Genomic DNA, 16,059 nt, shown 5'->3' with positions numbered 1-16,059 from the left:
CTGGTGCTCTTTTTCAACTTACGTCTCTTAAAATCTTTCAAGGCCAGGCTCCTTCTAAGTTTCTTCTCATTTATCCCGGTTATCCTGATCTGGCTATGTACTTATCTGTTCATCAACGCCCAGCAGCGCAATCTTAAGGTCTTTTCTACCGGTCTGGGCAGTATCCGGATCCAGTATCTGGAAAGCACAGGCTATCTTCAGAAGTTTATGCTTTCAGGCTATCATGAACCTGCTTTTTATCAAACAGGCAAACAAAAAGATATTGACAAATTTCTGGAACTGCAGAACAGTATTATCAATAACCTGACAAGGCTTAAATCAAAGGCCCAGCAAAATCACCTCGACATGAATATGCCGCTGGACAGCCTCATTCATATCAGCAGACAAACACTTCATCTGGGAAGGTCACTCAAAGACGTTTATTTTAAAAAAGGCTTTGAAGACGAAGGCCTGGAAGGTAAAATGAGGCAGTATGCACACTGGATTGAGCGCTCCAAAGCCATCCCGGCAAGCGAGATCTTACAGCTGAGACGGCATGAGAAGGACTATATGCTGCGGGGAAAGCCAGAATATGAGCAATTGTTCTTTCGCGAAATCGACTCCCTGATGATGCGTTCAAGCCCTGATGAAAGTTACCAGGCACTCAAAAACTACAGGGACCTGTTCAGCGTCTTTGTGAAATATACCAAGGAGCTCGGGGTGTATTATAAAGCCGGAATTTCTCCACAAATACAACATCAGATCAGTCAGTTTGATCGGCAATATATCAATACTGATAACATAGCCACCAACGAAACTCATCTGTTACAGGGACATTTTAACACCATCCTCGTAATCGTTTCTGTCGCGGTCGTGTTGCTTGTGATGTTTCTTAGTCTTACTCTTTCTAAATACCTGACCCGTGATATTCTGGAACTGAACAACAGAATGGAAGCCTTTATCAACTCAGATTTCAGAGACATCCAGTCGTCAGACAGCGGAAAAGGCAGCGCATCCCACATCAATGAAATTGAAAAATTATACAGGGATTTCAATTTGCTGAAAACTACCCTGAAGACCTATATTAACAACCTCAACCGCCATACCGAGCAGTTACAAATTCAATCGATAAAATTGCAGGACCTCAACGAAGAGTTGCAGGTACAGTCAGAGGAACTGCAGGCACAGTCGGAAGAATTACAACTGCTGAACCAGGATTTACACGGCCAGAAAGAGCAGGAAGAATCCGCACGTGAAGAAGCTGAAAAAGCAAATCAGGCCAAGAGCATCTTCCTGGCTACAATGAGCCATGAGATTCGTACACCATTGAACGGGGTACTCGGGATGACCTCCCTGCTGCACGATACCAAATTAAATGCCGAGCAGGCTGAATATGTAGATACTATCAGGATCAGTGGCGAAAGTTTATTAAACGTGATCAATGATGTGCTAGACTTCTCAAAAATTGAATCCGGGAATCTGGAACTTGATCCTCATGATTTCAATGCCAGAAGATGTATCAAGGAGGTGATTGACATGTTTGAGGGAAGAGCAGCTGAAGCAGGACTCAACCTGATCTATGAAGTTGACCAGGCGGTTCCTGAACAGATTGCGGCCGACAGCCTACGGTTAAAACAGGTGTTGATTAACCTGCTGGGCAATGCGATTAAATTTACCAGCAAGGGAGATGTTTATCTGGGGGTTAAACTGGCCAGTATCAATCCCGATGGCACTCTTGTTCTCTCTTTTGAAGTGCGTGACAGTGGCATTGGAATTCCTGCCGACAGGCTATCCAGGTTATTTAAGGCCTTCTCACAGGTAGACTCTTCTACTACCCGTAAATATGGGGGCACGGGTCTGGGCCTGGCTATTTGCGAAAGACTTGTGCACCTGATGGAAGGCACCATTACGGCCACGAGCAAGGCTGGCAAAGGCAGTTCATTTATATTTACCATGAAAACGGAAGTACGCCCTACGGACATCCTGCCGAACACAGATCTGGCTAAACAAGGACAGGCCAATGCAGGCTTACTGGCAGAAGACTTTGCCCTGAAAAATCCATTGAACATACTGGTGGCTGAAGATAATATGATCAATCAAAAACTGATCATGAGGATATTGACCAAACTGGGATATGAGCCTGTGCTGGCAGTAAATGGCCTGGAAGTACTTACTTTATTGAGCAGCCATGATATTGATGTCATACTGATGGATATCCAGATGCCCGAAATGGATGGTCTGGAAGCAACCCAGGCTATCCGCAACAGCAGCATGAAGCAACCGGTGATTATCGCCATGACAGCAAATGCAATGCAGGAAGATAAAGATGAATGTTTAAGACTTGGGATGAATGATTATCTCTCCAAACCAATACATATTGAAAGCCTGCTGACCGGACTGTCTAAAGCAGCAGAAATCAGTATGGCGGTTTAATGTTAAGAACACAGTTATGCTTAACATAAAGATAATATTAACACAACATTAATATAACATATCTTTGGGGTAACAGCAAAGATATATGAAAAAAAGTAAGCTTAAATCTCTGGTAAAATCAGCCAGGAAAACCGCAGAAAAAGATATCCGTTTGAGTTTGGAAGCAAGCCTGAAGGATTTAGCAGCCCAATTTGGAGAAGGATCAAAAAAACTTAACAAAGACATTCAAAAAGGATCGAAACAACTGGCAAAAAAACTTGCAAAGGATCTCAGGATCGATAAATCTGCTTTCATGACGAAAGAAGATGCTGCAATTGTTGAAGCAGAACCGCAGCCGGCAGAAACCGAAAAAGTATAAGACATCCATCTTTATCGTCAATTAAACAGTCCTCTGTTAGAAGGACTGTTTAATGCGATTCTACATTGCGTATCCACGCGGGCATTGTTTTACAGATGCCATCATCACATCTTCTCTGCAATGTCACTGAAATCTCAAAAACAAAACTTTCCTGAGCTGGGATTATAAAGAACAGTACATTTACGTAACTGATTACATAATTACCTACCATATATACTCATGGAATTTTTTGATAAAGTTGGAAAGATCGCAATAGGAAGCAGACTACGCATGCTTACCGAGAAAATAACAGAAGACGCTGCACATATTTACAACCTGTATGAAGTTGATCTTCAGCCCAAATGGTTTCCCGTTTTCTATGTTTTGTCACAGGGAGAAGAAAAGACAATCACGGCCATTGCAAAAGAAATCAGGCACTCCCACCCTTCAGTGAGCAAGATCATCAGCGAGATGACAAAGAAAGGTCTCATCATAGAAAAAAAAGACAAAGCTGATGGCAGAAGAAGTATTGTGAAGCTTTCCAAAAAAGGAGCTGAGATCAATGAGAAAATCCAGCATCAGTTTACAGATCTGGAATCAGCCATAGATCAGATCTCTGAACAGACCAATCACAACCTGTGGAAAGCCATTGAAGAATGGGAATTTATCCTCGAGCAAAAATCATTGCTGACCAGGGTGAAAGAACACCGCAAGAAACGCGAAAGTGAAAACGTTCAGATCGTCGATTACAAACCGGAGTACCAGACGGCCTTCCGTGCCTTAAATGAAGAATGGATCTCCACTTATTTTAAAATGGAAGAAGCCGATTATAAGGCACTGGATAATCCCGAAAGCTATATCCTTAACAAAGGCGGATCAATCCTGGTGGCATTGATCGGCAATGAGCCCCTTGGCGTATGTGCACTGGTAAAAATGGATGATCCGGACTACGACTATGAGCTGGCCAAGATGGCCGTTTCACCAAAGGCGCAGGGAAAAAACATCGGTTTTCTGTTGGCCCAGGCAGTGATCAGCAAGGCGAAAACGATGGGTGCTGCCAAAATTTATCTGGAAAGCAACACCCTCTTAAAGCCTGCAATTAATCTCTACCATAAACTGGGTTTTGAAAAAGTTGCAGGGCGCGCTACGCCGTACGAACGTTGTAATATTCAAATGGAGCTGGTGATAGCTTAAAAAGATCTGCGAGTTTATCCACCACATAATCTACTTCTTCCGCAGTATTGTATCTGCTGAAAGAAAATCTGATCGTGCTGCGTGAAGGATCAGTACCCAGCGCATGGAGTACATGTGAGCCTGTGGCAGAATGGCTGCTGCAGGCACTACCGCCGGAAGCACAGATCTGGAAGATATCCAGATAATCAAGAGGAGAAGCACCGGTAAGAGTTTGAGGGATAGCTGCACTGAGTACAGTGGAGAGGCTCAGGTTTTTCTGCGCAGAGTTACCGTTAAATCTGACGCCCGGAATAGCGTCATTGAGTTTATAGATCATCCGTTCCTTAAGATCAGCGATATGTTTCTGGTAGGCATCCCTGTTTTCGTAAGCGATTTCAAGCGCCTTTGCCAGTCCTACGATGCCGGTTACGTTTTCCGTTCCGCTGCGCTGGCTGCTTTCCTGGGCACCTCCGTTAATAAAGGGACGTATTGCTGCAGAAGAACGTTTGTATAAAAATCCGGCACCCTTTGGGCCGTGGAATTTATGGGCCGATCCTACGAGGAAGTCCGCTTTGAGCTTTTGTGTATCATACACATATTGCCCCATGGTTTGTACAGTGTCTGAATGGAAAACAGCACTGTACTTACTACAGACTTCAGCGATTTCATCAATATCATTCAGGTTACCCACCTCATTATTTCCGTGCATCACTGAGACAAAAGCCCTTTCTCCCGCAGCCAGTAACTGCTCCAGGTGCGAGAGTGACAAGTTTCCCCGGTCATCATGTTCCAGAAATACCAGTTCGATCTCCCCGTTCTGTTGAAGCGTTTTCAGCGTATTGAGCACGGCATGGTGTTCGAATGGCGTCGTAATAGCCAGTTTGATCTGATTTTCGCGAATGGCAGAGAGGATAGCCGTGTTGTCAGCTTCGGTACCACCTGAGGTGAAGATAATATGTTCTGGTGTCGTATTTAACAGCTCCGCAATCACCTTCCTTGATTTCTCAACCGCTGTTTTTGCATCCCTGCCACAATGATGGGCAGATGAGGGATTACCAAAATTTTCGAAGAAATATGGCTGCATAGCCTGGAAAACATCAATGCTTAGAGGGGTAGTGGCTGCGTTGTCAAGATAAATTTTCATTTCCATCAATTTTTTAAAGGTGATTAAATATTAAATAAACTTATGCAGAGAGGCAGATGGAAATGTTCTTATCTATCCGCTGATAGCGGAAGGATTTAGCACCTTGTAAATACAGGTTGCTAAGACTTCACAGGGCCTTTCCCTCAGTCTTTCTGGATAAGTAAAATAAATTTAAGAACTGTTTATTAAGAGCAAATATAAGTATAGTCTACCAATTTAGTATAATTTATTTTGATATTTTTTTCGTGCCTGCTGCAGAAGGAAACCAGACCGTCATTTCGCCCTCACCGCGGTTTGCCCAACCATAATATGGAATGGCCGTAAAAGCTTTACCCTTCAGCACATTTACCCCTCCCAGCAAATCCGGTTCAAACTGTGCCTTAAACACAGCATTAGCGGGTAACTGCAAATTGCTCACCCTACCCCCATTGTCCTTCCATTCGGCGCAATAAACCAGCGGACCTCTTTGCAGAGCTGATTTACCAATGTTATCTTTTAAGTTCCTGCTGGCCACCACCTGGCGTACTTCCATATGCAGATCCATCTGCACCAGGTCGTTCGGCTTCCATGTGCGGGAGATCAACGCATATCCGGCTTCAGTCTGATACTTTACCGGCTGCCCATTCACCTTTATGACAACAGGTTTGTTTGATGCTTTTTTAAAACTATACAGATCCGAAGGTATAGCCTCATTTTTTGTCCAGCCCGGGAGGCGGAAGCGTAAGGTAAATTGCTGCTCCGCCTGAGGAATGACATGGAAAGTCAGTAATCCATTCCAGGGATAATCATTCTGCTGTTCAATCTTTACAGGCCTGCCGGCGATCTGAAGATCCGCAGTGCCACTGATATATAAATTGATATAAATATCCTGATCACGCTGTGCATACATATAACCTGGTAATGAAGGTAAAAAGCGTGCGATATTGGTTGGGCAGCACGAACATTCAAACCATCCGGAACGTCCGGCTTCAAGATCTTTATGCGTAAATCCCTTCGTTACCTGTAATGCATTGGTGTAAAAAAAGGACTTTCCATCGAGGCCTACCCCTGATATCAGCCCGTTGTAGAGCACCTTCTCCATGACATCAGCGTATTTCGAATCCCCATGCAGCAGGAACATCCTGTGGTTCCAATACACATTACCTATAGCTGCGCAGGTTTCGTTATAAGCCGTGGCATTAGGCAAGTCGTAATCTCCGCCAAAACGTTCCCCGTTTGGTACCGCTCCTATCCCTCCCTGCACATAAATCTTCTTAGCAACCATATTATTCCAGATGCGGTCGATGGCCTCGATATAAGCCTGATCACCCGTTAAGGCTGCAACATCGGCCATGCCGCTATATAAATACATGGCCCTGACGGCATGCCCCTCTGCCTGATCCTGAGCCGTCACAGGCGCATCGTCCTGGAAATAGCTGCCGTTTTTCCAGACATCGCTGCTCGATTTATCGTATTTTCTTTTCCCCCGTTCATCGATAAAGAACTTCGCCAGCTGTAGATAATCCTGTTTCCCTGTAATACGGTACAGCCGCACCAGTCCCATTTCTACGATTTCGTGTCCCGGGGCTACGTGTCTTTTGCCCGGCCCAAAAGTTTGTACCAGCAGATCAGCATTGAACAAAGCTATATCCAGGAGGTTGCGCTTTCCGGTAGCCTGATAATGTGCTGCCGCAGCCTCAAAAAGATGCCCGGAGTTGTAGAGTTCATGACTCATATTATTCTCTTCTACCCAGCGTTCGGCACCCGCCCATTTATGGGGATGCAGCGGGTCAATTGTGCGTGCTGTATAGAGATAACCGTCCGGCTCCTGTGCATTTTTCACCGTAGTGATCAAAGAATCTACATAGTTGCCCAGCTTTTCATCCGGGTGTAAGGCCAGGGAATAGGAAGCCCCTTCAATCGTTTTGTAAATATCAGTATCATCAAAAGGAAACACAGTACAGAACTTCCCCTTTTTTGCCGCTGCCATTCTGAAGTTATTGATGCGGCCTGTGTTTTCACAGCGGGCAAAGGATGCCGGAATAGTGACAGTACGGTTCGTTTCTATGCGGGGTAACCAGAAAGTATCCTCAAGTTGTACTTTAGTAAAGGATAAAGGCTGAATGGGATAATCCTTTTCCTGTCCAAAGACTAAGCTGCTAACGCTCAGTCCCAGCAGTAAAGCAATTGCTGAACTCTTCATATCTCTAAATATATTGGTACACTAATGTACCAAACAGATTCTGAATAAAAGGCATTTAACGTCACAAAGACGATTAAAAATATCGCTATAAAGAAATCTGGCAGCGTTCGTTTTGTAACACCTCGAGGAAGCTATCCCTGTCGTACACCTTCTTCAGCTCTGCCTCTTCCTTTTTGTACGTATCTTTAAGTTCTTTTCTGTGCATGGCCTGTGAGAAGCGCCTGATATCATCCTGGCTGCCAAGTGTCAGTCCGGGCACCTGCTTCGGGCGGTTATCATCCCCGATCGCGACCATCGTAAAATAACTTGTATTGGTATGTTTTACCACATGTGTTTTCAGGTTTTCTGAAATCACCCTGATGCCGATAATCATTGAGGTATTGCCCACATAGTTTACCGAAGCCATTAATGATACCAGCTCTCCCACTTCTACCGGTGCCAGGAAGTTCACCACATCAATCGAGGCAGTGATACAATAGCCGTCAGAATGTTTGGCCGCACATACATAGGCCACCTTATCCATTAAACTTAAAATAATGCCTCCATGGATCTTACCGCCAAAATTAGAATAGGAAGGGATCATCAGCTCTGTAAGTGTAATCTGAGAATCTGCGACAGGTTTAAAGACTTGCATTGACAATGGGATTAGGGCTGCAATTTAGTTTTTTTTGTACAAATTTGTAGCTATGCAGAGCCCAGAGAAACGATTTCAGTTTATACCCTTTTTTATTCATATTCTCATCCCGATGATTTTCGGTGCCCTGGGTGGATTCATCACTGTCAGATCAGTGAAAACCTGGTATCCTGGTATTGCAAAACCTTCATTTAATCCCCCCAACTGGCTATTTGGCCCTGTATGGTCGGTCTTATTCCTATTGATGGGTATCGCCGCATACCTCGTCTGGCAGAAGAGGGCACAAATCAAACATTTTCCGAGAACGGCTGCCATTTATTTCATACAGCTGATCCTGAATCTGATGTGGTCTTTCCTATTCTTTTATACCCATCTGATAGGTGCGGCACTCATCGAAATCATCACCCTGCTCGCTGTCATAGTCATCAACGGGATGGTCTTTTATAAGATTGATAAAACTGCTGGATTATTGTTCATACCCTATTTTCTATGGGTAAGTTTTGCTGCGATCCTCAACTATAATATTTATATTTTGAATCAGGTCTGAAAGAAAACCTGTATTTTAGGGAAGTGATCTCTTCAAGAAAACTTCTCCTGTTCATCATCTGTTTCTGGGCATTTCACGCTTATGGCCAGAAGGTTGGCCTCGTATTGAGTGGTGGAGGCGCAAAAGGACTGTCACATATCGGCACCCTGAAGGCCCTCGAAGAAAATCACATCCCTATCGATTACATCACAGGCACTTCCATGGGCGGCATCGTGGGCGCTTTATATGCCGCAGGGTATTCACCAGCTCAGATTGAAAAAATAGCACTGACCACAGAGTTTCAGGATTGGGTAAATGGCCGTTACAAAAGCGATTACAGCTACTACTTCCAGAAGAGCAGCACCAATGCATCTCTGATTACTGCAAAGATACAGGTGGATACCTCACTCAGAATGAGTATCAGAAACAACCTCGTGAATGACATCCCGCTGAATTTTGCACTCATAGAGCTCCTTTCACAGGCTTCAGCAATCGCAAAGGATAACTTTGACGACCTGTTTGTGCCTTACCGATGTATGGTTTCAGACGTTTTTTCACAGACCAGTATTACGGTAAAAAATGGTAGTCTGGCAGAAGCAGTACGTGCCACGATGACGGTACCATTGATTTACAGACCCATCAAACTGGACAACAAATATGTGTTTGACGGCGGTTTATACAATAACTTCCCTGCCGATATTATGAAAAAGGAATTTAATCCTGATTATATGATCGGAGTAAATGTCTCTGCCAAGAATTTCAAGGAATATCCAAAGACGGGTGATGAGCGACTGATGAACCGCCTGATGATGTTTATGTTCCTTGCAAAATCAGACTCAACGCTGATTGGCGACAATGGGACATATATACAGCCTGATGTTCAGGATTACAGTGCCAGTAACTTTTACCCCGTGGCAGAGCTGATTAGGAAAGGTTATGATGCAGCGATGGCCGACATGCCAAGACTGCTGCAGGAGGTAAAGCGCAGGACGAAACCTCAGGACCTTGCCATCAGAAGAAATACTTTTAACAACAAAAAGCCTCAGCTCAGATTTACTGAGGTATTGGTTACGGGCGTGAACAGTCAGCAGAAACGGTATATCCAGCGACTTTTTAAACGGGATAAGTCTACGTTCGACCTGGCTGATATCCGGCAGGGATACTACAAGCTGGTGGCAGATGAAACCTTTGAAACCATCTATCCCAAGATCTCTTACAGCCCAACTTCTGACAGCTATACCTTCGAAATTGTGGCACAGCCAAAGAGAAGCTTTAAACTCGATCTCGGCGGAAATATCTCCAGCAGACCTATCAGTACTGTCTTTCTGGGGCTGCAGTACAATTACCTCGACCGCAAAGCCTATACTTTTGGCACCGAGTTTTATTCCGGCCGTTTTTATGAATCTGCCCAGCTGAATGCACGTATAGATTATCCTTCGCGCCTGCCCTTTTTTCTTGCTGCAGAATTCACCTATAATCACTTCAATTACTACAATACCAGTAAGATCTTCATCGAAAACCCACATCCGACCTATATCGAGCAGTCGGACAGAAAGATCGAGATCAAAGCCGGCATCCCGCTCAACCGCAATACCAGGATCACGCTGAGCACCTCATTTATCAATAATGACGATAATTACAGTCCCACCAACAGCTTCAATACAGGAGATATTTTAGACCAGACCATATTCAACGGATTACGGTCCGGCGTAACCTTTGAGCAGAACACCTTCAACCGTAAACAATATGCGAACAAGGGTCGCAACTTCCTCTTTGCTGTAAATTACTTCACCGGCAAGGAGAATTATACCCCCGGAAATATATCCCGGAATGTTCCGGCCGTCGTGTCAGACATTACTGAGTTCCGCAAGTTCAGACAGTGGTTCAGCCTTAAGATCAGTGATGAAAATTATTTTTTCCAGCAGGGCAACTATACGCTGGGTTATCTCGCAGAGGGCGTAGTGTCTAGTCAGCCTTTGTTTTCCAATTACTATGCAACATTACTGGCAAGTCCGGCATTCTATCCATTACAGGACAGCCGTTCCCTCTTCCTTGAAAAGTTCAGGGCATCAACCTACCTGGCAGGAGGACTGAAGAATGTCTACCGACTGCGAAGAAATATAGACTTCAGAGTTGAGGCATTTGTGTTCCTGCCTTATCAGGAAATTACGCAGATTGGCTTTCAGGAAGTAAAGAACTCCCCCACCTTTAACCGGCTGCATTATGCCGGTACTGCCGGATTGGTTTATCATACACCTGTGGGACCGGTAAGCCTCAGCTATAATTTGTATGATGATCCGATAAAAAGAAACGGCATTTTATTACATTTGGGCTATCTGATCTACAATAAACGATCTATAGAATAGCAAAAAAATAAATCTCAAGGATAAAAAATGAAAACGATCTTCTACTGTTTGTTACTCTCACTGATCTCTTTATCAGTTTTTGCCCAAAAATCAGATATCAATAATTTCATCGTCAAGGAAAGCCTGTTAAAAAACAGCAAACTGGCAATCATTGCGGCAGATTCACTGGAGCAGCCCGTAGAAACTATCAATGGTCTTTACACCTTTACGGTAAGCGGATTTACACAGCAGCTGAAATTCAATGATGGTGTGGCCATACTGCCAATGCAGCTTGACAAATCCTCCTTTGTATATATCAAACACCAGAATGACGCGGGAACACACAGCAAGCTGCTGTATATTTATAAAAAAGACGGCAGCCTGAACCCATTTACGATCAATAGTTTATGGATGGTACTGTTTCCTTTGATATTGATCTTCCTGGCTTTTGCTTTCAGAAAACTGATTATCATTGTGGTCATTATCCTGCTGGTCTATATTTATTTTAACCATAGCAATGGTCTGCACCTGTCAACCTTCTTTGAATCTATCTTTGACAGCTTGAAGGGAGCCTTTTAGAAAGGCAGGCCGATACCGAAATTATACTGGAAGAAATGGTATCCGTCAGGGCTGTTTCTCTCCAGGTAGTCTCTCTTAAAATCTCTGGTACCGCTAAACATCTTTTTGATCACCCACTGGTCTGCTGGTGCAAACTGCGGGTCTCTGAGTTTAAGACCTACGTCAAACCTGAACACAAAGTACTGCAGGTCGTACCTTAAGCCCATTCCGGTACCTACACCAAGCTGGTTGCCCAGGTTTTTAAAATCAAAATAGGTCTCTGGCTGTGAATTACCCGAAGAGATATTCCATACGTTTCCGGCATCTAAAAACGCCGCCCCGTTTAGCTTAGAGCCGAAGAAGTTATCCAGCAGCCTCCAGCGGTATTCGAGGTTGGCCTCGATATGCATTTGCCCAAGCTGGTCGATACCATACAGAGTTGTTCTCGCTTCCTCAGTAGTAAGCCTGTCGCCACGGTTATAATTACCGGGCCCCAGCGTTCTTGCCTGCCATGCCCGTACACCACTTGCACCACCGGCGAAGAAAAGTTTTTCAAAAGGAATGGCCGTAGAGTTTCCATAGGCATATCCCACCCCACCATTGATACGTGCAATAAACTGCCTCGTTTCACTTATATTTTTATACCAGCGGATATCCACCTCCGGACGAACATACTGGTTATAGGGAAGCCCCAGCACGCTTGCATAATCTCCCGCTGTAGGGTTGTGTTTGCTGCCAAATAGTTTATTGGCAGCAGCAAGTCCGTTACCTGCAATATCAATGTTCCCCCTGAAATACACAAAGCTGTTGCCCGGGATCAGGAGTTTGTTGGCATTTAAAGTGTAGGCATATTTCATACCCAGGGTGATATCTTTTCTGGCCAGCAGCGTGATGTTATAGCGATAATCACGGAATATATTTTGTCCTTCGACAGTATTGGAGTCGATCAGCAGACCACCAAAGCGATATTCAAAGTTCAGTGGTGTGAATGAATGCAGTTTTGATTTTGTCTCTACCCATTGGTAGGTCAGTGAATTCAGAAATACGCGCCTTACAAAAAGGTCTTTCTGAAGCGAGAAGACGTAACTGGTAGAGAATATCGTGTAGGGCATTCCATTTTTGCCCATCATAGGGATCTCAAAGGGAACCATCAGCCTTGGCACCGCGAGACTGGCACTGAGGGAGAAATCACGCTGATAGATATCCGTAAATAATGAACCTCCCTGTCCTATCCTCGACTGCAATCCACCCTTGACCTGGAACTCGAAACGTTCTGCACCCCTGAAAATATTGTTATTCACATAGGTATTACTGATCGTAAACCCAACCGTCCCGGCATTAAAGGGCACCTCACCTTCCACCCTGTTGCTCATGCGTTTCTGTGGTATCAGCTGAATCACAGGATTTAATTTTGCGGTATCCTTATCCTTCACGTATTCTACCTTCACATTCTTAAATACATTGAGTTCATAGAGCCTGTCGTAGGTCAGGTTTTCTTTGGAGATATCATAAGTTTCACCCATTTTGATAAAGTCATACCTCACTATGGGGTTTCTCCTGAACCGTTTTGATAAATCTGTATAACGTAGGCCTCTGAAGATACGGTCATTCAGCTTGATGGAATCCGGGAAACCCTCTGTGGTTGGTGCGATCACGATGTTTGTCTCCCCGATTTTGTACTGCTTGTGTTTTACAGAATCCGGATCATCAATAAAAAGCTTCACATGAGTAGTGCTGTTGCGCAGTGCAGAATCTACCGTAAAACGAACATAGGGACGGGAAAAATCATAATATCCGTTTTCCTTCATTACCTCATAAATCTGTTCACGCTCATAGGCAAGGGAGTCGTCATCGTACTGCATGTCTGGATGAAGATGGGTAAACTTCGATTTCCCATTCATATAGATCTGGCGTACTGCAGAATCAGGGATAGCATAATCTACTTTTGCGATACGAAATGCAGGACCTGTATTGGCTTTAAAATCTACCTGAGCACGCTGCTTTTTGATACGGATCTCCGACTTCACTTTGGCCATGAAGAAGCCTTTGCTGATCAGGTATTTCTCGATCTGGTTTCTGGAGATCTCTACAAGCGTACTATCCAGTAAAGGAGCAGGTTTACCTACAGACTTGGTTTTAAAAAGCGTGTAAAAGATATTGTACAGTCCCACGTTGATTCCCAGCCTTGAGGCAGGACGGATATCTTTCTGAATATAGTTTAATGCCTCCTCTTTATACTTACCCGGAATACTATCAATTTCTACCTTTTTTACGATCGACTGGTTATCTTCAATCAACTTTGTAGAGGAACAGGCGCATATAAAAAGAATAATAAATAGTAATATTGCGGGAAAATGGAATTTATTTTTATAAATAGGATATGCTTTCAAAGTCTCAGATAGGTTTTATAAAATCATTACATCAAAAAAAGTACCGTAAAGAGCATGGGATATTTATTATCGAAGGAATAAAATCTATTGTGGAGTTTATACCCTCAGATTATGAGATTCATAGTGTATATTTTCTCCCACAATATCAACCTTTACTACCTAAATTACCAGCAAATATAAAGTTATTTGAAGTAACGAGTGCCGAACTGGAAAAGATAAGCACCCTGCAGGCCCCTCAAGGCATCCTGGCGCTGGTTAACATTCCTCAAACTACTGCGATTGACCTGAATACACTAAGGAACAAGTTCAGCCTGGTGCTGGATGGTGTTCAGGACCCGGGGAACCTCGGTACGATCATCAGAACGGCCGACTGGTTTGGAATTGAGCATGTGATCTGCTCTTCGAATACTGTGGAGGTGTACAACCCTAAAACTGTACAGGCCACTATGGGATCTTTGTGCAGGGTAAAGGTGAGCTACCAGAATCTTCCGGATTTGATAAAAGAAGCAGGCATACCCGTATTTGGGGCGATGCTCAATGGCAGCAGTCTCTATGAAACACAGTGGGGCGATGAAGGATTGGTGATTCTGGGAAATGAAGGACAGGGCGTGAGTCCGGAGATTGTTGATTTAATCAGTCGCCCGGTAACTATTCCAAGAGTGGGACATGCTGAATCCTTGAACGTTGCGGTATCCGCAGCAATATTTTGTGCAGATATTAGCAGAAATATGAAGAAATAAATTGCAACTTAAGTATTAATTGCTATTTTTGCAGCCTGAATTTCAACAGGTCGAGTGGCCGAGTGGCTAGGCAGAGGTCTGCAAAACCTCGTACAGCGGTTCGAATCCGCTCTCGACCTCCAGATTTATTTAAATTAAAAATATAAAGGTTAAGACCATGGCAGTTACCAGATTAAAAAGAAAAGACAGACAAAACCACGTAACTTCACGTTTAGAAGTTAAAACTTTGAAGTTAGCTACAAACATTGAATTAGGTAGCCGTTCAAAACAGTCTACAAAAGATCAGTTAGCTAAAAACAACCTGTTGTTGGATCAACTTTCTGCAGCTTTAAAAGCTTAAGTTTTTTTGTTAAAAAACAAAAACCCTTCAGGAAATCCTGAAGGGTTTTTTTATGGGCTATGCCCGGACTTTGTTCGGTATAAATAAGACAGTCGTCCGACACTAGTCCGACAGTAGTCCGACTTTTTGATACAAAACTCGGACTAATCTCACATGAATAACTTATTGGTGTCTCACTCATCCAAAGCAAGCTCCGGTAAAGCTATTACTTTACCAGTTCTTTACAGATTCTCTTTACAATAGCCGGTCCTTCGTAGATGAAGCCGGTATAAAGTTGAACAAGCGAAGCCCCAGCTTCTAACTTATCCTTAGCATCCTGCGGAGAATGAATACCCCCTACCCCGATAATCGGAAATGCTTTGTTTGATTTTTCTGATAAGTAACGGATCACCTCTGTGGAACGTTTCGTCAATGGTTTGCCGCTCAGCCCACCCGTTTCGGCAGATAACTCCGGTGCAGTATATAAACCACTTCTGTCGATCGTGGTATTGGTAGCAATGACACCAGCGATAGCGGTATCTTTCACTATTTCAACAATGTCATCCAGCTGCTCATTCGTGAGGTCCGGCGCAATCTTTAACAGGATCGGACGAGTAACACCATTTTTATGGTTACGCTCCTGCAGGGTCCTTAAAAGCTGCGTTAGAGGCTCCTTTTCCTGCAGTGCCCTTAAGCCCGGAGTGTTGGGAGAACTGACATTCACCACAAAATAATCCACCACATCGAAGAGGCGGTCAAAACACTTCACATAATCGCTTACAGCATCCTCGTTAGGGGTATTTTTATTCTTCCCGATGTTCCCACCGATCACGATGGACTTGTCCTTGGCTTTTAAGGCGCGTAGCCTTTCCGCCAGCGTGTCCACACCTTTGTTGTTGAAACCCATCCTGTTGATCAGCGCAGAGTCGTCAGGCAACCTGAACATCCTCGGCAGATCATTGCCAGGCTGTGGCAGAGGTGTAACTGTACCTACTTCGATGAAGCCAAATCCAAGATCACTCAAAGCTTCTACATACTCCCCATTTTTATCAAAGCCGGCCGCAAGTCCCACCGGGTTTTTAAACTTGATTCCAAATACTTCACGTTCCAAACCTTTGATATGGATATCAAAGCTGCTGCGTAAAATAGTTTTTCCCAGCGGGAAATGTTCATGAAACCACTGCAGTCTCTTTACTACGAAATGGTGAACTTTCTCAGGATCAAACTGAAAAAAGATGGGTTTAATAAGGCGATACATGCCACGAAGATAAAGAATATGTAATAAAAACGTAGATTTTG

The 16,059-nt window shown here is 43.9% G+C and carries 13 protein-coding genes, 1 tRNA gene and 1 riboswitch; of the genes, 9 read left to right on the top strand and 5 right to left on the bottom strand.

Annotation, left to right across the window (positions count from 1 at the left end):
- Positions 1-3: 3 nt before the first annotated feature.
- From OQY15_RS12980 to OQY15_RS12970, 3 genes are all read left to right on the top strand, one after another.
- On the top strand, positions 4-2,412 hold the full coding sequence (locus OQY15_RS12980; protein ID WP_265792192.1) for an ATP-binding protein: 2,409 nt from the start codon (positions 4-6) through the stop codon (positions 2,410-2,412).
- Between the two features lie 85 nt (positions 2,413-2,497).
- Entirely contained in the window at positions 2,498-2,770 is a 273-nt protein-coding gene (locus OQY15_RS12975; protein WP_265792191.1) for a hypothetical protein, read from the top strand.
- A gap of 219 nt (positions 2,771-2,989) precedes the next feature.
- Positions 2,990-3,943 (top strand): bifunctional helix-turn-helix transcriptional regulator/GNAT family N-acetyltransferase, encoded by a 954-nt coding sequence (locus OQY15_RS12970; RefSeq protein WP_265792190.1) that lies wholly within the window; start codon positions 2,990-2,992, stop codon positions 3,941-3,943.
- On the opposite strand, the gene OQY15_RS12965 is transcribed toward OQY15_RS12970, so the two are convergent.
- From OQY15_RS12965 to OQY15_RS12955, 3 genes are all read right to left on the bottom strand, one after another.
- Complete coding sequence (locus OQY15_RS12965; protein ID WP_265792189.1) at positions 3,894-5,066, bottom strand: cysteine desulfurase family protein; 1,173 nt, start codon at positions 5,064-5,066, stop codon at positions 3,894-3,896. The two genes, OQY15_RS12970 and OQY15_RS12965, sit on opposite strands and share 50 nt — an antisense overlap.
- A gap of 65 nt (positions 5,067-5,131) precedes the next feature.
- Positions 5,132-5,229, bottom strand: a riboswitch (SAM riboswitch).
- A 63-nt stretch (positions 5,230-5,292) separates the two neighbouring features.
- The gene (locus tag OQY15_RS12960; protein WP_265792188.1) at positions 5,293-7,248 is read right to left on the bottom strand and encodes a glycoside hydrolase family 127 protein; all 1,956 of its coding nucleotides are present in this window, start codon (positions 7,246-7,248) and stop codon (positions 5,293-5,295) included.
- An 85-nt stretch (positions 7,249-7,333) separates the two neighbouring features.
- Positions 7,334-7,882, bottom strand: a complete 549-nt coding sequence (locus OQY15_RS12955) for an acyl-CoA thioesterase (RefSeq protein ID WP_265792187.1) — start codon at positions 7,880-7,882, stop codon at positions 7,334-7,336.
- 52 nt (positions 7,883-7,934) lie between these two features.
- Between OQY15_RS12955 and OQY15_RS12950 the strand changes: the two genes are divergently transcribed.
- The 3 genes from OQY15_RS12950 to OQY15_RS12940 are packed head-to-tail and all read left to right on the top strand — an operon-like array spanning position 7,935 to position 11,332.
- Positions 7,935-8,429 (top strand): TspO/MBR family protein, encoded by a 495-nt coding sequence (locus tag OQY15_RS12950; protein ID WP_265792186.1) that lies wholly within the window; start codon positions 7,935-7,937, stop codon positions 8,427-8,429.
- A gap of 23 nt (positions 8,430-8,452) precedes the next feature.
- Positions 8,453-10,774 carry a patatin-like phospholipase family protein gene (locus tag OQY15_RS12945; RefSeq protein ID WP_265792185.1) on the top strand — a complete coding sequence of 774 codons (2,322 nt, stop codon included), beginning with the start codon at positions 8,453-8,455 and terminating at the stop codon, positions 10,772-10,774.
- A gap of 27 nt (positions 10,775-10,801) precedes the next feature.
- On the top strand, positions 10,802-11,332 hold the full coding sequence (locus tag OQY15_RS12940) for a hypothetical protein (RefSeq protein ID WP_265792184.1): 531 nt from the start codon (positions 10,802-10,804) through the stop codon (positions 11,330-11,332).
- On the opposite strand, the gene OQY15_RS12935 is transcribed toward OQY15_RS12940, so the two are convergent.
- A complete protein-coding gene (locus OQY15_RS12935) occupies positions 11,329-13,608 on the bottom strand; it encodes a BamA/TamA family outer membrane protein (RefSeq protein WP_265792183.1) in 2,280 nt (759 codons plus the stop codon). The genes OQY15_RS12940 and OQY15_RS12935 overlap by 4 nt on opposite strands.
- Positions 13,609-13,691: 83 nt before the next feature.
- Here OQY15_RS12935 and OQY15_RS12930 point away from each other — a divergent pair, with 83 nt between their 5' ends.
- The 3 genes from OQY15_RS12930 (at position 13,692) to OQY15_RS12920 (ending at position 14,781) form a co-directional block, all read left to right on the top strand.
- Complete coding sequence (locus OQY15_RS12930) at positions 13,692-14,441, top strand: TrmH family RNA methyltransferase (protein ID WP_265792182.1); 750 nt, start codon at positions 13,692-13,694, stop codon at positions 14,439-14,441.
- Positions 14,442-14,489: 48 nt separating this feature from the next.
- Positions 14,490-14,563: transfer RNA gene (locus OQY15_RS12925), tRNA-Cys, on the top strand.
- Between the two features lie 35 nt (positions 14,564-14,598).
- The gene (locus OQY15_RS12920) at positions 14,599-14,781 is read left to right on the top strand and encodes a spore protein (RefSeq protein ID WP_265792181.1); all 183 of its coding nucleotides are present in this window, start codon (positions 14,599-14,601) and stop codon (positions 14,779-14,781) included.
- 205 nt (positions 14,782-14,986) lie between these two features.
- Here OQY15_RS12920 and OQY15_RS12915 read toward each other — a convergent pair whose 3' ends face one another.
- Complete coding sequence (locus OQY15_RS12915; RefSeq protein ID WP_265792180.1) at positions 14,987-16,018, bottom strand: quinone-dependent dihydroorotate dehydrogenase; 1,032 nt, start codon at positions 16,016-16,018, stop codon at positions 14,987-14,989.
- Positions 16,019-16,059 lie beyond the last annotated feature (41 nt).

It is taken from the genome of Pedobacter sp. MC2016-15, assembly GCF_026239695.1.
Lineage (GTDB): Bacteria > Bacteroidota > Bacteroidia > Sphingobacteriales > Sphingobacteriaceae > Pedobacter.
This window is presented reverse-complemented; position numbering and strand designations above follow the sequence as displayed.